14 protein-coding genes are annotated in these 19,588 nt (G+C 56.9%); 9 read left to right on the forward strand and 5 right to left on the reverse strand.

Annotated elements, in window-relative coordinates:
• The first annotated feature begins 301 nt into the window (after nt 1-301).
• A complete protein-coding gene (locus ABWV33_RS18035) occupies nt 302-1,117 on the forward strand; it encodes a hypothetical protein (protein WP_353332745.1) in 816 nt (271 codons plus the stop codon).
• Between the two features lie 36 nt (nt 1,118-1,153).
• Here ABWV33_RS18035 and ABWV33_RS18040 read toward each other — a convergent pair whose 3' ends face one another.
• A complete protein-coding gene (locus tag ABWV33_RS18040; protein WP_353332747.1) occupies nt 1,154-2,038 on the reverse strand; it encodes a LysR substrate-binding domain-containing protein in 885 nt (294 codons plus the stop codon).
• Between the two features lie 108 nt (nt 2,039-2,146).
• Here ABWV33_RS18040 and ABWV33_RS18045 point away from each other — a divergent pair, with 108 nt between their 5' ends.
• Genes ABWV33_RS18045 through ABWV33_RS18065 form a run of 5 tightly spaced genes read left to right on the forward strand, consistent with a single transcriptional unit; the run spans nt 2,147 to nt 11,456 of the window.
• Entirely contained in the window at nt 2,147-3,691 is a 1,545-nt protein-coding gene (locus ABWV33_RS18045) for a trimethylamine methyltransferase family protein (protein ID WP_353332749.1), read from the forward strand.
• Complete coding sequence (locus tag ABWV33_RS18050) at nt 3,688-4,977, forward strand: aspartate aminotransferase family protein (protein WP_353332751.1); 1,290 nt, start codon at nt 3,688-3,690, stop codon at nt 4,975-4,977. The genes ABWV33_RS18045 and ABWV33_RS18050 overlap by 4 nt, the downstream gene beginning before the upstream one ends.
• Nucleotides 4,974-7,373: a GcvT family protein gene (locus ABWV33_RS18055; protein ID WP_353332753.1), complete on the forward strand. Its 2,400-nt coding sequence runs from the start codon at nt 4,974-4,976 to the stop codon at nt 7,371-7,373. The genes ABWV33_RS18050 and ABWV33_RS18055 overlap by 4 nt, the downstream gene beginning before the upstream one ends.
• The gene (locus ABWV33_RS18060; protein WP_353332755.1) at nt 7,370-9,781 is read left to right on the forward strand and encodes a GcvT family protein; all 2,412 of its coding nucleotides are present in this window, start codon (nt 7,370-7,372) and stop codon (nt 9,779-9,781) included. The genes ABWV33_RS18055 and ABWV33_RS18060 overlap by 4 nt, the downstream gene beginning before the upstream one ends.
• Before the next feature lie 4 nt (nt 9,782-9,785).
• Complete coding sequence (locus ABWV33_RS18065; RefSeq protein WP_353332757.1) at nt 9,786-11,456, forward strand: thiamine pyrophosphate-binding protein; 1,671 nt, start codon at nt 9,786-9,788, stop codon at nt 11,454-11,456.
• Nucleotides 11,457-11,551: 95 nt separating this feature from the next.
• Here the strand turns inward: ABWV33_RS18065 and ABWV33_RS18070 are convergent, their stop codons facing one another.
• Nucleotides 11,552-12,259 (reverse strand): SDR family oxidoreductase, encoded by a 708-nt coding sequence (locus ABWV33_RS18070; protein ID WP_353332759.1) that lies wholly within the window; start codon nt 12,257-12,259, stop codon nt 11,552-11,554.
• A gap of 121 nt (nt 12,260-12,380) precedes the next feature.
• Here ABWV33_RS18070 and gcvA point away from each other — a divergent pair, with 121 nt between their 5' ends.
• Both gcvA and ABWV33_RS18080 read left to right on the forward strand, forming a co-directional pair.
• Nucleotides 12,381-13,280, forward strand: coding sequence for a transcriptional regulator GcvA (gene gcvA / locus ABWV33_RS18075; RefSeq protein ID WP_353332761.1), 900 nt, complete (start codon nt 12,381-12,383; stop codon nt 13,278-13,280).
• Nucleotides 13,281-13,420: 140 nt separating this feature from the next.
• Complete coding sequence (locus tag ABWV33_RS18080) at nt 13,421-13,981, forward strand: hypothetical protein (protein ID WP_353332763.1); 561 nt, start codon at nt 13,421-13,423, stop codon at nt 13,979-13,981.
• A gap of 38 nt (nt 13,982-14,019) precedes the next feature.
• Here ABWV33_RS18080 and argE read toward each other — a convergent pair whose 3' ends face one another.
• From argE to ABWV33_RS18095, 3 genes are read right to left on the reverse strand one after another with little or no spacing between them, the layout of a single operon-like run.
• On the reverse strand, nt 14,020-15,180 hold the full coding sequence (gene argE, locus ABWV33_RS18085; protein WP_353332765.1) for an acetylornithine deacetylase: 1,161 nt from the start codon (nt 15,178-15,180) through the stop codon (nt 14,020-14,022).
• A 3-nt stretch (nt 15,181-15,183) separates the two neighbouring features.
• A complete protein-coding gene (locus ABWV33_RS18090) occupies nt 15,184-16,368 on the reverse strand; it encodes a M24 family metallopeptidase (RefSeq protein WP_353332767.1) in 1,185 nt (394 codons plus the stop codon).
• A gap of 21 nt (nt 16,369-16,389) precedes the next feature.
• Complete coding sequence (locus tag ABWV33_RS18095; RefSeq protein ID WP_353332769.1) at nt 16,390-17,763, reverse strand: aspartate aminotransferase family protein; 1,374 nt, start codon at nt 17,761-17,763, stop codon at nt 16,390-16,392.
• A gap of 556 nt (nt 17,764-18,319) precedes the next feature.
• Between ABWV33_RS18095 and ABWV33_RS18100 the strand changes: the two genes are divergently transcribed.
• Nucleotides 18,320-19,507 carry an MFS transporter gene (locus ABWV33_RS18100; protein ID WP_353332771.1) on the forward strand — a complete coding sequence of 396 codons (1,188 nt, stop codon included), beginning with the start codon at nt 18,320-18,322 and terminating at the stop codon, nt 19,505-19,507.
• The last annotated feature ends 81 nt before the right edge of the window (nt 19,508-19,588 follow it).

Here is a 19,588-nt window from a genome sequence, read left to right on the forward strand (position 1 = left end):
CGTAGACGGCAATCTTTTTGCGCCCCAATGTGTGTTGCCACGTTTTGGGGCGCAGTAATGCCATTCTCTTATCAGGCAAGTGGGTGCTTTCTGCAGTTTGGTCATAGGGGTGACATTTAAGTTTCTAAAAATTTCCATAAATTAGTTGATATTTTGCGAGGGCTTGTCAGAGGCCCGACATCAGACGCATAATTCTTTAAAAGAATAAGTCTTGTGTCGTTCAGGCCTGCGTGCAGGCAGCCAAAGAGCAGTTTGGTTGGGGCAAGCTTAATTCAAAAAAACGATACAGGCTTTTGGTGCCATGACAGCAGAACTTGCCGAGAACATCATCTCGAGTGCCTATTCAGGTATGCCCGAACGAAAAATTCGTGGCAGAATTCCTGTATTTATCAATTCGTACAATCAGCTAACGTATTTGCGTGATACCCTTCATTGGTTCTGTCGGAACGGGTTTCGCAATGTCACAGTGGTGGATAATGACTCGAACCATCCGGATCTATTAGCCTATTTCGAAACCCGGGCTTTTAAACGCCGCGCCACCCTGCACCGTATGGGGGTGAATGCCGGGCCACGCCGAACGTTGGAAAAAATGTCAGCACTGCCGGAAACCTATGATGGTTTCATTTTCACAGACCCTGACCTGTTGTTGCCTGAAAACCCTGACCCTCTCTTCCTCACGAACATGTTTCGAATAGGACGGTGGTATCGGCGCCTCAAAGTCGGTTTGGCACTGGATCTTAACCCCGAGTACATTGATCTTGATCGGCCTGCCTATCTGAACAGAACCGTCCGCGAAGTAGAGCGGAAAAACTGGAAGCGAGAATTGGAACCGGGCGTTTTCAAGGCTGTCGTCGACACGACGTTTTTCCTGTATGTTCCGCCCCACGGCCCACATAAGTGTTTCAGTTTGCATGGCCGCAGACAAACACGGCTGCCTTCGATCCGCATGGCTAAAGAAGGCTATTCAGCTTTCCATAGACCATGGCTGAAGGATGAAGATCTACACGTTTCCGAGAGCAGTTATTATTCGGAAACGGCGTCCAAGGTGTATTCAACAGTGAGTGGAGCAGCCGCCTTGGAACGCGGCGATGAGCATCTCCTGAGACGACGGGCCTGATACCGGCGGCGCCTACTCACCAATATTGTGGGGCGCTTAATCCTGTGCGGATTTTCGGTTCTGCGACAATAGCCAATCTATGACATCTTGGGTCTCAGGACGAGTCTGCGCCCGGTCCCGGCTTTCGACAAAATACCCATGTGTGGGCGTGATCGTCTCGTCAAACAGGCGCACAACGCGCCCTTCTCTCAGGTCTTGATCAATCAGAGGCAGCCAGCCAACAACAGCACCTTGCCCTTCGGCGGCGCCCCGCAGCAAGATATTGGCATCTTCAAAAACAGCCCCCCGCAACTGAGTTTTGGGCTGAACACCCATCGCGGCAAACCAATCTAACCAGCCCCAATGGTTGCGTTGGTGTAAAATGGGTTTCTGTAGCAACTCGGAAGGATCTCTTATAGGGCCATGCTGCAGAATGTAGTCCTCGCTTGCGATGGCCACCGGGCGCAATTCAAGAAGTTTGTCAGCCCGCTCAGGCATATCCCCCAAACGTTCCCAGCTGATCACGATATCCGCATGGGTCTGATCCCCCATGCGCGGGCGATAGGAGGGGACCACCTCCAGTTCGATCTTTGGATGTTGGTCCCATAGGTCGCTGATCCGAGGCATAAGCCAGCGCGCGGTGAAAATTGGACCTGCTGCAAGGCGCACCACTTTGCGCGAGGTGCGCCGTAAGGCGCGCACCGTCTCGTCGAGCATCCCAAACGCTTGCAGTGTCGTGTCAGCCAGACGCCTTCCATCCTCGGTCAGCGCAACCTCACGACCGGCCCGTTCAAACAGTTTGACGCCCAACTGATCCTCAAGCCCCCGAATGTGGTGACTGATGGCTGTTGGTGTGACGGACAGATGCTCGGCCGCGGCGCGAAAGCTGCCGCGTTTGGCGGCCGCATCAAACGCCCGCAACGCTGAGAGAGACGGTAACACATAAACCTCACAGATGAGTTTAACTCATCTCTGGTTGAGGAATGACCATTTGTAAAGCGGCTTCTTTCTTTGCATCGTTGGAAAGCAACAAGTTGGACTCATGAGACAATGGCAGCAACACCCCGACGGCGCGGTCGCAAGGAACGCCTGAACCAAGCGGATATTCCCGATGACAACCCACCGGTGTGGCCCGGCGTTTTAGGGGCACGGCTTAAGCCGCTGTCACCGCAAGAGGTCGCATTGGTCGAAGAAACTGCGCTGTCGTTGTTGGAAACCCTGGGGCTGAGCCAGGCCATTACATCCATGATCGAAAAGGTTACTGCCGCCGGGGGGACGTTGACCGAAGACGGCAGATTGTTGTTCCCCCGTGACTTGGTTATGGGCGCGATAGATAGCGCGCAAAGGGGATTTACCCTGTGTGGTCAGACCCCGGAACGGGATCTGCGGATCTATGGGGCCCGCGTACATATGTCCACGGGCGGGGCGGCTCCGGGTGTGTTTGACCTTGAAACCGGGGACTATCGGGATTCAACGTTGGCCGACCTCTATGATGCGGCCCGTATTGTTGATCAGATGGACAATATCCACCATTTCAGCCGATCCGTGGTGGCCCGTGATATTCCCGACAACGCCGAGATGGATCTCAACACTGCGTACGCCTGTTTGATGGGCACGTCCAAACATGTTTCGATCTCGATCAGTGAGCCCGAAAACGTGCCCGCCATTGCTGCGCTGTGTTATGCTATTGCCGGCGGCGAAGCGGCGTTTCGCACGCGTCCGTTCCTGACGGTGATGGTTTGCCATGTGGTGCCACCGATGCGCTTTGCGGAGGAAGCCTGCGAGGTGTTAGAGGCCGCGATCAAGGCTGGATTTCCGGTTCAATTGATCAGTGCAGGCCAGGCTGGTGCCACAAGTCCGGCTACCATCGCAGGGTCTTTGGTGCAGGCCGTGGCGGAAACCTTGGCGGGTTTGGTGTTTGCACAGCTGGTCGATCCCGAAGTTAAAGCGATCTTTGCCCCCAAACCGCTTGTCGCGGATTTGCGCACGGGCTCGATGTGCGGGGGCGGCGGTGAACAGGCGATCTTGATGGCAGGGGCGGCGCAAATGGGCCGACATTTCGACCTGCCAACCTCATCCATCGCGGGGATCACGGACTCCAAATGTCTTGATGCGCAATATGGCGCGGAAAAATCGCTCGCGGTGGCAATGGCGGCCCATGCGGGATCGAACATTGTCACACAGGCTGCAGGCATGCAGGCCAGCCTGTTGGGTGTCAGCCATGCGGCCTATGTCAGTGACAATGATCTGCTCGGGAATATCCTGCGCACGATACGCGGTATCGAAGCTACACCTGACAACATCGCAGCCGACGTGATTGCCCAAGTTTGCCGGGGCCAGGGTCATTATTTGGGTGAAAAACACACATTCAACCGCATGAAGTCGGATTACTACTACCCCGATATCGGAGACCGCCGCACCCCGCGTGAATGGCAGGAAGACGGGGCACAACCGATTGGCGACGTTGCCCGGGAAAAGGCACGTGACCTCTTGGCCAGTCATTTTCCAACCCACATTCCGGATGCCGTTGACCGCTCAGTGCGCGCCAGCTTCAACATCCGTCTGACACGCGAACAGATCGGCAGATCGGCATGAGCAACACAGATCTTTCTACCCGCAGCCGGGCCGCGTTGCCCGGCGGTGTCAGTCACGAATTGCGATATAGCACCCCGCATCCTGTCTTTATCGACCATGCTAAGGGCGCTGAAAAATGGGATGTAGAAGGGCGCCGTTACATCGATTTCAAGATGGGATCCGCCAGCCAGATGCTGGGCCATTGCCACCCCGCCATTGTTGAAGCCATCCAAAAACAGGCTGAAAGGTCGATCTTTTCCGCAGATTGTCACGCGGCTGAGGCGACGTGGGCAGAATGGGTCAATCATCTGTATCCTTCGGCAGAACGCACCCGCTTTACAGCCTCGGGAACCGAAGCCACGATGCTGGCCCTGCGGTTGGGGCGGGCTTGGTCGGGCAAGGATCATGTTTTGCGCATTGATGGGCATTTTCATGGCTGGCACGACCATGCCTTAAAGGGCGCTATGCCGGGCAGCGATCGGGCCTCTTCTCTTGGTATTCCGGATGCCGTGAATGATCTGATCCATGTGTGCTCGCCTGATCCCCAAGCGATGGAAGCGATATTGCAGGATGCGCGCATCGGGACGGTTATCGTCGAGGCATCAGGGGCAAACTATGGCTGTGTTCCGCTTGCCACCGAAAACCTGCGCGCCTTGCATGACGTTGCGCGCGCCGCCGGGGTGGTGCTGATCCTTGATGAAATCATAACGGGCTTCCGTTGGTCCCCCGGTGGGCGTCAGGCGCGGGACGGTATCGTGCCGGATCTGACCACGCTCGCCAAAACCGTGACAGGTGGTCTGCCCGGCGGGGCTGTCTGTGGTTGTGCCGAAATCATGGAGCTGATGAACAACGAAACCCAGCGTGAGGGGCTTGCTCCAGCCGTCAGCCACAAAGGGACATTCAATGGCTCCCCGCTGGTCGCTGCGGCTGCCTGCGCCGCGATGCCATTATTGGCAACGGGTGAGGCGCAGGCGCAGGCCGATGCCATGGCAACCCGCATGCGCGATGGTATGAACAAGACCCTGCATGATCTTGGCGTGGTTGGGCTGGCCTATGGCGAAAGCTCAATCTTTCATTTGTATTTTGGTCGGACCAGTCTGGATGGGTTGTCAGCGGCCCAGATCCGCAGCTTGCCCAAACCGCAGGTCAAAGCCTACCGCGATGGCATGCTGGAACACGGTGTTGACCTGATGGCCTATACCTCGGGCCTGACATCGGCGGCCCATACCCCAGACCTGATTGACGAAGCGCTGGATGGGTTCTGCGCCACCCTGACCGCCATGATCCACGACGGAGTGCTGTCGTGACTTTGCCTACACATGCGCGGACCGTCATCATCGGTGGCGGTGTCATCGGGTGTTCCATCGCCTATCATCTCGCCCGCGAAGGGCGCACAGACATCGTTGTTCTGGAACGGTCCAAACTCACCAGCGGGACCACGTGGCACGCTGCTGGGTTGGTGCGGCGATTGCGCCCGTCTGCCACTCTGACCAAGCTCATCAACTATTCCATCGATCTATATGGTGAGTTGGAGCGTGAAACAGGTCAGGCCACCGGGTGGACCCAAACCGGGTCTCTGACACTTGCAACAAACCCGGATCGGCTGACGAACATCAAACGTCAGGTGTCACTGGGCCGCGCCTTTGGGCTCGAGGCCGAGGTGGTGGATGCCGCCCGCGCCAAAGATCTCTGGCCGCTGATTGAAGTGGACGATGTGATCGGGGCCGTTTGGTCCCCATCAGATGGGCGGGTCAATCCCTCTGATGTGGCGTTGGCTCTGTCAAAAGGGGCCAAATCGCGTGGTGTTAAGTTTTTTGAAGATACCGCCGTCACGGGGTTGCAAAAGAAAGGCGGGCGGATATCTGGCGTTGAAATCGGACCGCATGTGATCGAAGCGGACGAGGTGGTGATCGCCTGCGGGCTGTGGTCACGCGACGTGGCCGAAATGGCAGGTGCCCACATGCCGCTCTATGCCTGTGAACATTTCTATATTCTGACCAAACCGCTGGCCGAGGTGCAGGCGCTGGGCAAGGGCGCGCACCTGCCAACGTTAAACGATCAGGACGCGTTCCTGTATGCCCGTGATGACGTCGAAGGGTTGCTCGTCGGATCGTTTGAACCACATGCCAAGGGGTTGCCAATGAGCCGGTTGCCTGCCGATTTTTCGTTCGACCTGCTCGACGAAGATTGGGACCATTTTATGCCAATGATGGAAAACGCATTGCGCCGAATTCCTGCATTGGAACAGGCCGAGGTTCGCATGCTGCTGAATGGGCCGGAAAGCTTTACGCTGGATAGTCAGTTCATGCTTGGCGAAAGCCCCGAAGTGCCCGGCCTGTTTTTGATGGGTGGGATGAATTCGACGGGGATCGCATTGGCCGGTGGGGCTGGCAAAGCGATGGCGGAATGGATCATCGCAGGTGAACCCACAATGGAACTGAACGAAGTCGATATTCGCCGCTTCAGTCCCGAAATGAATGTGTTGGGCGCGCTCGAGGCGCGCATCCCCGAGGTTCTTGGGCGGCACTACGACAACCCCTATCCGGGCCGGTCGATGGAGACGGCACGCTGCCAGCGCCGGTCCCCGATCCATGCAGGGCTTGTGGCCGCTGGCGCGCGATTTGAGGCGCGCGGGGGATGGGAACGGGTCGTACACTTTGGCGGTGAAAACGTACATTTTCCGCTGAGCTTTGGTATCCCTACGTGGCGCGATCAAGTCGGGCAAGAAGTCGAGGCGTGTAAAACCGGTGCCGCCATTCTGGACCAAAGCGCCTTTGGCAAGGTCATGGTGCAGGGGCCGGATGCCTGTGCGTTCCTCAATCACCTGTGCGCGGCCCAGATGGACGTCGCACTGGGTCGCATTGCCTATACGCAGATCTTGAACGCACAAGGCGGCGTGGAAAGCGACCTGACCGTGCAGCGGCACGGGGCGGACTGCTATCTGCTTGTTGTAGGCGCTGCTGAGGTCGTTCGTGTGCTTAAGGGGATGCGGGAAACCAAGGGCTCCCACCATGTTGAATTCACTGATGTGACCAGCGGATATGCCATCCTCGGTTTGGCTGGGGCGGACGCCAAACGTGTTTTGCAGGCCACCACCAATGTACACTTCCCAGTGTTGAAGAGGTTCCAGTTTGCACCGTTTGAAATTGGTCTTGCACGCTGTTGGGTTGGGAAATTGTCCTTTACTGGCGAAGAGGGGTACGAATTGTACATCCCATCCGACATGGCCATGGCGGCACACGAGGCGCTTGTCGCTGCCGGTGCCTCCCACGCGGGACTGTATGCCAGCGGCAGTCTGCGGATCGAGAGCGGGTATCGCGCGTTTGGGCATGAACTGTCCCCCGGTACAACGCCGCAAGAGGCTGGTTTGGGCGCGTTCTGTGCCTTTGGCACAGGCTTTGTTGGCGAAGAGGCAGTCAAGGATAGGGCCGTCAATCGCCGCATTGTGTCGATCCTGTTTGATGACCCGAATGCGATCCCGATCCACGATGAACCGATCTATTTCGCCGGGCAGGTCGTTGGACAGATTACATCCGCGGCGTGGAGCTATCGCTTTGGTCGCTCGGTCGCGCTGGCGATGGTCACCGCCCCTTTGGATCAGTTGGACACACACACCGTTGTGGATGGGTTTGAGGTGGAAATCGCCTGCACCCGCTTCAGTGCAAAAGCTTCACTCAAACCCGCAAAGGAGGCGTTCGTATGAGCGAGGGTATCCGAACCACTCAGGTCGCCATTATCGGCGGTGGCATTATGGGTGTCGCGGCCCAGTTCCAATTGGCTGAAAATGGCTGGACCGATAGCATCCTGTTTGAAAAGGCAGAGCTCACCAGCGGCTCGACCTGGCACGCGGCTGGGCAGATTGCCCATGCGGTGGGCAGTCGGGTGATGGGCTGGATCAACAAAACATCCATCGAGACCTACAAACGGGTTGAGAAAGAGACCGGGCAAAGCATTGGCTGGCACGAAGTCGGGGGTTTGCGCATCGCCACAACGGATGCCGAAGTCGACTGGATGAACTCGATCATGGGAGTGGGAAAGCTACTGGGCCTGCCAATGGATCTGGTCGGACCGGAAGAGGTGGCAAAAGCCAACCCATTCTACAAGGTGGATGATGTTAAGGCGGCGATCCGAACCTATGCGGACGGGCATATCGACCCCTCCGGTGTGACAATGGCGCTGGCGGCAGCGACGCGGGCACGGGGTGCCGTGATTGAGCGGAACAACCGTGTTATCGGGGCCTCTCGCAAAGGGGATATGTGGCTGCTGAAAACCGAAAAGGGCGATGTGCTGGCCGAACATGTTGTCATCGCCGCCGGGTCTTATGCCAATCAGGTTGGCGAATGGTTTGGACTCAAGATTCCCAGTGTATCCTGCCTGCACCATTATCTGGTCACGGATACAGTCCCCGAATTCGAAGGGCGCCCGGAATTGCCCGTGATGCGGGACAATGCCTTTGGCGGCTATATCCGGCAGGAACAGAAATCTGGGCTGATCGGTATTTATGAGGGCCATGTCTGCCCCACCGTCTGGGAAATGCCCCAAGGCGCGCCTTGGGCGGCAGAGAACGAGTTATTTCAGGGGGATTATGACTCGATTGGCGATTTTCTCTTGGTGGCATTCAGCAAGATGCCAATTCTGGCAGAGCTGGGGATCAAGCGGGTGGTGCGCGGTGCGATCACCCATACCCCTGACGGGGGAATGCTTGTTGGCCCGTCTGGAGCGCCGAATGTCTGGCTCTCTTGTGGATCATCGATTGGGCTGGCTTGGGGCGGTGGCGGAGGCAAAGTGCTGGCGGATTGGATGGTGCATGGCGAGACCGAGATCAACACACGCGGGTTCGATCCACGCCGGTATGGGGACTTTGCCAGTGATACCTTCATCGTGGAGCGCACCAAAGATGAATTCATGCGCCGCCACGATACGCCCAGCCCGGGACAGCAGTTCAATAGCCTGCGCCCTTTGAAACGTCACCCTCTGTATGACCGTCTCGCCGCCAAGGGCGCGGTGTTTGGAGAGGTTTCGGGTTGGGAACGGCCTCGGTACTTTGGCGCGGTTGGTGAAGTCGAGCAGATCGGATGGGGGCACCAGTCTTGGCATGCAAACGCCATGGCCGAGGCCAAGGCCACCCGTTCCGCTGCGGGGGTGATTGATCTCTGTGCATTTGCGCAGTTCGAAATCATCGGCAAGGACGCGGGCGCTGTTTTGGATCGTCTTTCAACCAACCGCATCCCATCCAAAGACGGCCGGATGAGCCTGAACCATTTGCTGACTGAACATGGTCGATTTGAAACGGAAATCACGATTTGGCGCATCGCTGAAGATCGGTATTTCACCGGATCACCGATTGCGCGTGCGACCCCTGATTTCGAGTGGATAAGAGCGCATATCCGGGATGACGAAGACGTTCAGATGATCAACCGATCCAGTGATTGGGGCATGTTGGCCATGTCTGGTCCTGCGTCGCGCCGCATTCTGTCAGGGCTGACTGATGTTGATCTGTCTAACAAAGCGTTTCCGTGGCTTTCGGGGCAGGAAATCAACGTGGCGGGTATCGATTGCTATGCTTTGCGGGTTTCGTTTGTGGGAGAGCTGGGCTGGGAGCTGCACGCGCCGCTGGATCAGATCGGCGTGCTGTATGACGCGCTGTTTGTGGCGGGGGAACCGCATGGCTTAACAGATATTGGGTCTTATGCATTTAACGGGATGCGTCTGGAAAAAGCGTATCGGGCCAGTGGCGAATTGACCACGGATGTTGGCCCATTGGACGTTGGACTGGACCGCTTTGTCGTCAGTGAGGGGCGTGATTTCAACGGGCGTGAGGCGCTGCTCAACCGCGAGCCAGAATGGGAGTTATTCTACGCCGAGCTCCATGCCGATGACATCGATATCCACGGCGGGGAACCTGTTCTGTTTAATGGGGAACCGGTCGGTCAGACCACGTCAGGTGGGTATGGGTACACAATCGGAAAATCACTCGGCTGGCTATTCGTGCGCAAGGGCACGCCGTCCACTGGCTTGAGCGTACAAATCCAGAACCGCGATATTCCCGTGACTGTTCACCCCCAAGCCCTGTTTGATCCCCAAAACCAATGCCCCCGATCCGAGGACTGAAATCATGACAACCATTAATGGCGGCGAAGCCGTGTACCGCGTCCTAAAGGCCAACGGCATCGACACTGTGTTTGGCTTGTTGGGTGGGTCGATGTTGGAACTTTACGATGCGATGTATCAAGGGGGCGATATTGCCTATGTCGGCGCGCGCGATGAACGTGCAGCGGGGCATATGGCGGATGCATGGGCCCGGATGACGGGCAAACCGGGTGTTGTGTTGGGGGCTCAGGCCGGGCCGGGCGTTGTGAACATCGTGACAGCTGTGGCCGAAGCGCAGTTGGCCTATTCCCCGCTTGTGGTGATCGCAGGTGCGATTACCCGGTCGGATCAGTGCAAGGATACGTTTCAGGAAATCGATCAGGTGGCGCTGTTTGCGCCGATTTCAAAGCGATCTGTCATGGTCACCGACCCGTCGCGATTGGCGCCCATGCTCGAAGATGCGATCCGGCTTGCGAACACCGGGCGACGCGGTCCTGTGGTGCTGCATGTCCCGCGTGATCTGTTTGCTACGGATATTCCCGGGGTCACACCGCAGCCGGTGAACATCGCCCGCCCCGGTCCCGCGGCGCCATCAGATGTGGATGCCATGGCCGATCTTTTGGCCCAAGCGGAACGCCCGGTGATCTTTGCCGGTGGGGGCTTTAAGTGGGGCGCTGGGCGCGAGGCGCTGACGGCGTTAGCTGAAAAGCTAGAAATCCCTGTTGTCGCCTCGACCGGACATGCGGATGTTATGTGTCACGGTCACCCTTGGTTTGCAGGGCAGGCGGGTCCGCGTGGCAATAGGGTCGCCAGTCGTTTGACCAAGGAGGCTGACGTAATGGTCGTGCTGGGCGCACGTCTGGGGTTCAACTCGACCTTTCATTCCAACGACTATGTCGGTGCGGACACGCGCATCGCTCACGTGGATGTCGAAGGTTCGGCCGTGGGGCGCTATTTCCCAGCCGAGATCGCGGCGCAGGGCGATGCCCGTTTGACCGCGGAGGCTTTGATCGACATTACCAGGCGCCCGTCATGTGATGAGTGGCGCGCAGCGTTTCAGGCAGACTTGGCCAGCCTTGCCGCAGAGCGGCAGGTTGAAGCGGGGCTTGAGACAGTGCCGATGCACCCGCGCCGGGCCTTGGGGGAAATTCGCGCCACTTTGCCGAAAGATGCGATTGTGACTTTGGATACGGGCAACACGTGTCTGCAGGCGGCTGACCGACTGGCCCATTATGCGCCGATGTCGCTGATTACACCGTTGGACTTTGGCCTTGTTGGGTTTGGTCTGGCTGCCGCCATCGGTGCCAAAGCCGCAGCACCCGAGCGACCCGTTGTTGCAATCATGGGCGACGGCGCTGTTGGGTATACGATGATCGAAATCCAGACCGCCATACAGAATGAATTGCCCATCGTGGTGATCGTTTTGGACAATCAGGCATGGGGAGCCGAGAAAGCGTATCAGCAAGAGTTCTACGGCGGTCGCCTGATGGGTGCAGAAATTCAATCACCCCGATACGACAAATTCGCGGAACTGTGCGGCGGAAAAGGGATTTGGGTAGACGGGCCGGGGGGGATGGGACCCGCATTGGAAGCGGCGATCGCTTCGAAGCAGACAACTGTCATTCAAGCCCGGATTGATCCGGGTGCGCTGATGACGTTGCGCAAGGATCTGTTCAAGGTCCCGCCGAAAGCGTGAACGGTCATGATGCGACGAAGCGATCCAAAGCATACACCTTGGATCGCTGAATACTGCGTTTTGTTGACCCTAGGCGGACCTTTTGACTGCGTGGGTCAAACCGAGCGTGTGATGCCGCCGTCGACCCGAATGTTCTGTCCAGTGATATAGGCACCGCCCTCTGATGCGAGGAATCCGACAGTGGCGGCTATTTCGTCATAAGATTTGCCGTATCGGCCCATCGGGATCTTAGCCTTGAAATCAGCGTTTTCTGGCAGACTGTCGATAAAGCCGGGCAGAACGTTATTCATGCGGACATTGTCAGCGGCGTATTTATCCGAGAACAGTTTCGAGAAAGCAGCCAAGCCTGCGCGCATCACGCCAGAGGTGGGAAAAACCGGGTCCGGTTCAAAGGCTGCAAAGGTGGAAATGTTGATGATCGTTCCTGATTTTTGCGCAATCATGATCGGGGCAACCAGACGTGTTGGGCGGACTGCATTCAGGAAATAGACATCCATGCCAACGTGCCAATCCTCATCGGTCAGCTCCAGCACCGGTGCGCGGGGGCCATGCCCGGCGGAGTTGACCAGCACATCGACGCGCCCCCATTTTTCCATGGTGGCATCGACCAGTCGGGTCAGATCACCAGTTGACTGGTTTGATCCTGTTACGCCAATGCCGCCCAACTCTGCTGCCAGAGCCTCGCCCTTGCCTGAGGAGGACAGGATCGCAACTTTGAACCCATCTGCGGCCAACCTGCGTGCGCTGTCTGCCCCCATGCCACTGCCACCGGCCGTGATGATCGCTACTTTTGTGTCAGCCATTTTCTTCTCCGTGGGTTCTAACATTTACTCTGTGCTTAATCTGAGCCCGTCTGGTGGTTTTGACCAATCAGTAATTCTGCGTTAATGCTGTAGAATAACTATCACCTTAGGGAGCTTGTCCATGCGTGAGATGCCGCCGCTCAATTCACTTAAGGCGTTCGAAGCTTCGGGGCGGCATTTGAAATTCAGCCGTGCGGCAGAGGAGCTTGGCGTAACACAGGGCGCTATTGCACAACATGTTCGCGCGCTAGAAGCCTTGTTGAAAATCAAACTGTTTGAACGTCGCGCGCGCGGGCTTTCTTTGACAGATGAAGGTCGACGGTACCTGCCACCTGTTCGCCGTGCTTTTGATCTGATTGCAGAGGCTACAGAAAACCTCTCTCCTCGGGAGGCTGTTGTGACCATCAGCACAACACCGTCCTTTGCCACAAAATGGCTGGTGCCACGACTTGGGGCATTTGCCCAAGAACACCCTGATATTCGCATTCGGCTTGATGCCTCAAACACGCTGTCCAACTTCCAAACGGATGGGGTGGATATTGCGATTAGGTTGGGAACGCCCCCGTTTGGACCTGGCTTGGTGGCAGAGCCTCTTTTTGCGTCCGAAGTGATTGCAGTTTGCCATCCTGATCTATGCAAGGGGCAGTATCCGATCTCTGCCCCTCAGGACTTATGCCACCATGTGTTGCTGGAAGACACGCATGGGCGGTGGCCGCTGTTTCTTGAAAAAGCATTGGGTGGCACGAGTTCTGAGATGAGACGCATAACGTTCAGCCAGACCTCATTGGCGATCGACGCAGCTCTTGCGGGGCAGGGGGTCGCCCTGACCAATCGCGCGTTTGTGGATGCAGATCTCAAGGCGAACCGCCTGTGTCAGCCGGTCCCGTTTTCGATGGTCACAGAGGAAGGGTTTTATACTGTTGCGCCACGCGCACCGCGCAATCCTACAATCGTTTCCGATGTGCGTCAGTGGTTGGTCAGGCAGATCCCGCATGTCAGTTCGGATGGCTCTGCTTCCTGAACCGCAGGGAAAGGGGTTAACTGGCTCTGTTTTACGGTTTACCTACGTTGAACGAACCCTGTGGGGATACGTGTGCGCTACTTTCTGGTGCGGGATGGTGCGCCCCCGCCTTAGGCTATTGATACCTGTGAGGATGATCCATGACGACATCACGGACCCAGACCATTTTGGAAGATTTTGTCACGCGTGCACGTGCCGCTGCTGCTTCGGATTCCTGTTCGGCAGATCTGCGCGATGTGTTGCGCAAGAGCCTGCTACAGGCTAACGCGTTTGCCGATGCGATCGCAGCAATGGCCGAAGACGAAGTCATGTTGTTTGAGGATGAGACCTGTTCGATCTGGACCTGTCGATATGACGCTGATGTGGTTCTTGCCCCTCACGAACATTGCATGCCTGTTCACATCGCGGTGTATCGCGGGACCGAGGTGGAAGTCTTGTATAAGCAGGAACAGGATAGGCTGCGCCATGGTGGAAATCGCAATGTGTCCGCCGGGGACGTCACGCGGTTGGGTCCTGACGCGATCCATGCGATCACGGCCGAGGGGGAAGGGCAGAGCCATGCTATCCATATTTATGAGGGGCCGCTGACGCAGGTAGAGCGGTCTCTCTTTGACTGGACTAGCGGGGCCGAGATTGCGTTCACGATGGAAAACTTTCATGCCATGAAGCGCAAGAAATCAGATATGGCCGAGTTTCGGTAGGCCCATCTCAGTCCGGGGATAGTGCGACTGACAAAGCGCTAGTGGGATCTTTTCAGCTTGTGGCCCAGTTTTTCCAGCACCGTCAGGCATTGAGCCAGTTGATCGAGCGCCAGATATTCATCCGCTTTGTGCGCTTGATTGATCGACCCTGGCCCGCAGACAACCACATCCATCCCGAGGGACTGGAAAATCCCAGCTTCGGTTCCGAAGGGGACAAGATCCGTGCCGTTTACCCCAGTGAGTTCTAACAGAATTTGCCGGGCTTCGTTCACCTCAGTTGGAACAAGGCCGGCAACCTCTCCAATCACCTCGGTTTCGATGGTGGCATCTGGGTGCACCCTGCGCATCGCGGGCAACAGGACGTCGTTGCAGTAGCGGGTCATTGCATCTTTGACAAAATCCGCATCCGAGGTCTGGACCGGGCGCATTTCCCAATCAATCTGCGCCTTCGGTGGGATCACATTATGCACGCTGCCGCTGTGGAGTGCGCCGACATTGATCGTGGTCCATGGCGGTTCAAAGCGGCTGGTTTCCGGGGCCATGCCTTGCAGCCGGTCGCGCAGGTCCAGCAAGCGCGACACATAGCGCACGGCGTATTCGGCAGCATTTACCCCTAGATCCGGGGCGGAACCGTGCCCTTCGAGCCCTTGAAAGCGCGTGGTGTATTCACAGCAGCCTTTGTGACCTTCGATGACCCGCATTTCGGTGGGTTCGCCAATAATGGCGAGCCTCGGTTTAATCTCGCGTGCGATCAGGGATTGGGCCAGCTGGCCTGCGCCGATACAGCCGGTTTCCTCATCATAGGTGAAGGCAAAATGCACAGGCTTGTCTTGCACCTGTTGCGCAAACGTCGGGGCCATGGCTAGGGTCGCGGCGATGAACCCTTTCATGTCGCAGGTGCCGCGCCCGTAAAGACGCCCGTCGCGTTCAGTCATGACAAACGGGTCGCTGGTCCAATCCTGATCGGTGACAGGAACAACATCGCTGTGACCTGACAACACGATGCCCCCGTCGCAGTCTGGCCCAAGCGTGGCAAACAGGTTGGCTTTGCGCCCCGTCTCATCCGTCTGAATATCGACCTTGGCCCCGCACCCTGCGAGACGATCCGCCAGATAGGCGATCATCTCAAGGTTGCTGTCGGCAGACACCGTCGGAAAGGCGATCAGGTCGGACAGGATACGCTTGGTGTCTTCGATCATCTCTTAGCCTTTGACAAACAGCTTGCGTTCAACATTACACAGGGGTTCCGCCGCGCCGGTGTCGCGGATCAGAATAGTTTCGGTGGTTTCCAATCCCCAGCTGTCCATCCAAAGGGCAGGCATGAAATGGAACACCATGCCCGGAACCAGTTCGGTTTCATCTTCGCTGCGGATGGATGCGGTGCGTTCGCCCCAGTCGGGCGGATAGCTAAGCCCGATAGGATAGCCCATGCGGCCGGTGCGTTCGATCCCATGTTTGGCTATGACCTGCATAAAGGCATTGGCGATATCGCAGGTGCGGTTGCCTGCGCGCGCCGCCTCTAACCCGGCGTTGATGCCTTCGATCTGGGCCTCTTCTGCGCGGCGCATCTCATCCGAGGGGGTGCCTAGAAAGATGGTTCGACAAATCGGCGCATGATATCTGCGATAACAGCCTGACAGTTCAAAGAAGGTCGCTTCGCCCTCGCGCATGGGGGCACCGTTCCATGTCAGGTGGGCAGCAGTGGCGTCCAGACCAGATGGGGTCAGTGGGACGATAGCGGGATAATCGCCCCAATCATCGTCAACACCGGTGATCCCGGCATGTATGATATCCGCGACCAGATCATTTTTGCGTACCCCCGGTGCGGCGCGATCCATGGCGGTGTGGATCACCTTTTCCGAGATGCGCGCGGCCTTTCGGATAAAGCCGATTTCGTCGTCTGATTTGATCAAGCGTTGCCAATTCACCAAAGCGGTTGCATCCACCAGCGTCGCATTTGGCAGTTCCTCAGCCAAGACCGCGTGGGCCTTGGCTGAATAGTAGTAGTTTTCCATTTCCACGCCGATGCGCGCCTGTACTAGACCCCGCGACGCGAGCTGCTGTGCCAAATCCTGCATCGGGTGAACGACAGTGGATTGGATATAGTGATCGCCGTATCCAAGGATGTTTTCGTGTGCCATCCAGCAGGTGCGGCGACCGCCCATCATATCCATGTAGCGCCCCCACCAGATGGGTTCGCCTTCCATGGTGAGGATCACCCCTTGGTGCACATAAAAGGACCACCCGTCATACCCGGTGAGCCAGGCTTGGTTAGAGGGGTCTGTCACAAACAGCGCATCCAGACCCGCGGCCGCCATGGCGGCACGGGTCTTTTTCAATCTGCGATCATATTCCGCGAGGCCAAAAGGCACATTGGACGTGGTCATTTGGTGGCTCCTTTTGTGATGTTAGCCCAGAACGGATGTGACGGCGCGCAGAGTTGCGGCGACCACTTGGTCGGCCTCGGCACGGGTCAGGCAGAAAGGGGGAGCAAACCCAAGGATGTCGCCCTGTGGCATGGCTCGCGCAATCACCTTGTCCTGCTCTAGCAGTTTACCGGCAATCTGTGGCCCGATCTTGTCGCTTGCGTCAAAGAAAGTGCCCTTTTCTTTGTCCGCCATAAACTCAACTGCGCACAGCATCCCTTCGCCGCGTATATCACCAACATTGGGATGATCGGCCAAGGCGTCTTGCATCGTGGTGTTCAGATAGCTGCCGACAGACCCCGCGTTTTCAACGAGGCCAAGCGTGTCGATCAGCTGCAGGTTTGCCACCCCGGCTGCCGCCCCGATGGGGTGGGCCGAGTAGGTCCAGCCATGGCCAATCGGCCCATTTTCGTCGGTGCCACGTTCAAGAACCGCCCACATTTTGTCCGACACAATTGACCCAGACAGCGGTGCATAGGCTGAGGTCAGACCCTTGGCGATGGTGATAAGATCGGGGCGCATGCCGTAGTGATCGGACCCAAACATGCTGCCCAATCGGCCAAATCCTGTCACCACTTCGTCAGCCACCAGCAGGATGTCGTGTTTATCCAGCACGGCCTGAATTGCGGGCCAATAGCCGGCAGGCGGGGGCACGATCCCGCCGGTGCCCAGCACGGGTTCACCGATAAAGGCGGCGATAGTATCCGCACCTTCGCGCGCGATCATCGCCTCCAATTCAGCGACACAATGAGCGACGAATTCAGCCTCGGTCTGGTTCTGATCCGCGCGACGGAAGTAATAGGGAGCTTCGGTGTGAAGCACCTGTGCCAAGGGCAGGTCGAACTTCTTATGAAACAGTTCCAGCCCGGTCAGAGATCCGGTCATCAGGCCTGATCCGTGATACCCCCGCCAGCGTGAGATGATCTTTTTCTTTTCCGGGCGACCAAGGATGTTGTTGTAATACCAAATCAATTTGATGTTGGTTTCATTCGCATCCGAGCCGGACAGGCCAAAATAGACTTTGGACATATGATCGGGTGCCCGGTCCAGAACCATTTTGGCCAAGGTGATCGAGGCCTCGGTGCCATGGCCCACATAGGAATGGTAATAGGCCAGTTCCTTGGCCTGATCGGCGATGGCGTCGGCGATTTCAGGGCGACCATAACCGACGTTCACACAGTACAACCCAGCAAATGCGTCCAGCAAACGGTTGCCGTCTCGGTCTTCTATGTGACAGTCAGAGCCGCCCGTAATCACGCGATGGGGCAAGTTGCCCCGCGCAAATTCTGCCAGATGGGTAGAGGGGTGAAAAAAGTTGTCGCGGTCCCACTGTTCAAGGTGATCGTTGTGTCGCATGGCCCAGTTTCCTGTCTTGGCGGCGCGCCGCCTGATTATGTAAGTAAGGAGCCAGATGCACGCTCAAGGCCAATAGGGGCCTCGATTTCGAGCAGAAAGGCTCCGCTCACCCAAGCAGCAGCGCGCAATGCCTTTATTGCCAGGGTCATCCCGCAGTAGGAGCATACAAGGACATTCAAACGCAACAAAAATGTAAGGTGTAGATCTCAATTCATGTCGGCACGATGCGTGCGGATGAGGGGTGAACCGGAAGTGTTCAGGGCCGGTTTTTTTTGAGTGTCTGCCAGATGAAAGCATGGGCTGATTGAATGATCAATTTTGGTATGCTCATTTTTTCATATTTTGGACATTTAGAGCTATCCAAAGGCGTGGCACATCTTTCAGTGTCGAAAATCCAAAGGATCACCGCCATGCCCATTATTTCGGTTTCCCGTAGATTAACTCTGTGGCCTCAGCTTACGTGTGTACAGGACCTTGGGCGGGTGTTGGTGTGTCGCTTGAGTTCTGTTTTGCCTCTGTTCCAGCGGGTGAAAATATTACAAATGGAGTCAGTGATATGAACCGTTTGACGATGTTCACTTTGTTTTATCTGGCTAGCTTCCTACAGGCGGGGGCCTATGGTTTGACGTTCATGTTGCCACGCCTGTTTGAAGGCTTTGGCGCAAACGAAAAGATCGTTGGGGTGATGTTGTTCCTCACCACGATTTCAACTTTGATCACGGTCTATTACGCGGGGCACCTGTCGGACAGGTTTGGCCGGGTACGCACGTTGGGAGTGGCGTGTCTGGCGATTGCAACCGCGCTGGCGGCCTATGGGTTGGCAGATGGAATCGGTGGGCTGTTGATCTTTGCGAGCGTTGCATTGGGAGCTGGCTGGGGATTGACCTATGCGCTGTCGCCCATTGTGCTGACACGGTTGGTCACTTCAGACGAGCGCGTGCGGTATTTTGCAATCCTGTCAGTGGCATTGATGGCTGGGTTTGGCCTTTCGCCGGTGATGGCATCGATGATGGAGTCTGCGGAGCTGACCGTGAACGATGCCTTTTTCCTGACGGCCGTGTTGTGCGGGGTGGCGGGGATGATCTTTTTTGTCATCATAAGTGCGGTTCGCATGCATTCGGCTGCCAATGGTCCTGAGCTGCGTTCCTCACTGTCACTACCTGCCGTCGCGGCGATCATTGGGTCTCGTGCCCGGCTGCCGGTAATTATGGTCTGCCTTGGGGCCTCGGTCTTTGCGGGGATGAACAATTTCCAGACGGTTTTTGCGGATCAACGTGGGTTGAACTATGCCGACTATTTCCTTGCCTACACTCTGACTGTGGTTTTGTTTCGCGTGGCCTTGGCGCGGTTCAAGGGGGGGGCAAATCCTTATCTGACCATCGCAGCCCTGCAATATGTGATGTTTGGCTCCGTGGTTCTGTTCCTCGGAATTGGAGGCAACTTGCCGATGTATCTGGTCGTCGCTTTCTTGTTCGGCATTGGCTATGGCGTCAGCTATCCGATCCTTGCCGCAATGGCGGCGAATGATGCCGATCCCGCGTTGCTGCCACAGACTCTGCAGTTTTTCGCGCTTAGCTATTTCATTGGCATCTTTGGCTTTCCGCTGGTGGCTGGCTGGATGATTGTTGAGATGGGTAGTAGCGCCTTGTTGATGTTGGTGGCGGCCTTGGCTGGGATCGAGGCAACGATGGCCGGCCTTCGGGGATTGCAGAACCGTGTAGTGCCTGCTCAGAAAGCATCATGACGATGCTTTGATTCAACTTTGTATTTTCGGTAAATACATCTTGTTGCCGAATGGCATTGGGTCAGAGAAAGAATGGGAGTG

Origin of the sequence: Phaeobacter sp. NW0010-22 (assembly GCF_040365955.1) — a bacterium.
In the GTDB taxonomy this organism is placed as follows: Bacteria; Pseudomonadota; Alphaproteobacteria; order Rhodobacterales; family Rhodobacteraceae; genus OMPR01.

Excerpts from the sequence above, each read along its gene's own strand:
- ABWV33_RS18035 (WP_353332745.1), top strand. The coding sequence starts at position 302 with ATGACAGCAGAACTTGCCGAGAACATCATCTCGAGTGCCTATTCAGGT.
- ABWV33_RS18045 (WP_353332749.1), top strand. The coding sequence starts at position 2,147 with ATGGCAGCAACACCCCGACGGCGCGGTCGCAAGGAACGCCTGAACCAA.
- ABWV33_RS18050 (WP_353332751.1), top strand. The coding sequence starts at position 3,688 with ATGAGCAACACAGATCTTTCTACCCGCAGCCGGGCCGCGTTGCCCGGC.
- ABWV33_RS18060 (WP_353332755.1), top strand. The coding sequence starts at position 7,370 with ATGAGCGAGGGTATCCGAACCACTCAGGTCGCCATTATCGGCGGTGGC.
- ABWV33_RS18065 (WP_353332757.1), top strand. The coding sequence starts at position 9,786 with ATGACAACCATTAATGGCGGCGAAGCCGTGTACCGCGTCCTAAAGGCC.
- ABWV33_RS18070 (WP_353332759.1), bottom strand. The coding sequence starts at position 12,259 with ATGGCTGACACAAAAGTAGCGATCATCACGGCCGGTGGCAGTGGCATG.
- gcvA (WP_353332761.1), top strand. The coding sequence starts at position 12,381 with ATGCGTGAGATGCCGCCGCTCAATTCACTTAAGGCGTTCGAAGCTTCG.
- ABWV33_RS18080 (WP_353332763.1), top strand. The coding sequence starts at position 13,421 with ATGACGACATCACGGACCCAGACCATTTTGGAAGATTTTGTCACGCGT.
- argE (WP_353332765.1), bottom strand. The coding sequence starts at position 15,180 with ATGATCGAAGACACCAAGCGTATCCTGTCCGACCTGATCGCCTTTCCG.
- ABWV33_RS18090 (WP_353332767.1), bottom strand. The coding sequence starts at position 16,368 with ATGACCACGTCCAATGTGCCTTTTGGCCTCGCGGAATATGATCGCAGA.
- ABWV33_RS18095 (WP_353332769.1), bottom strand. The coding sequence starts at position 17,763 with ATGCGACACAACGATCACCTTGAACAGTGGGACCGCGACAACTTTTTT.
- ABWV33_RS18100 (WP_353332771.1), top strand. The coding sequence starts at position 18,320 with ATGAACCGTTTGACGATGTTCACTTTGTTTTATCTGGCTAGCTTCCTA.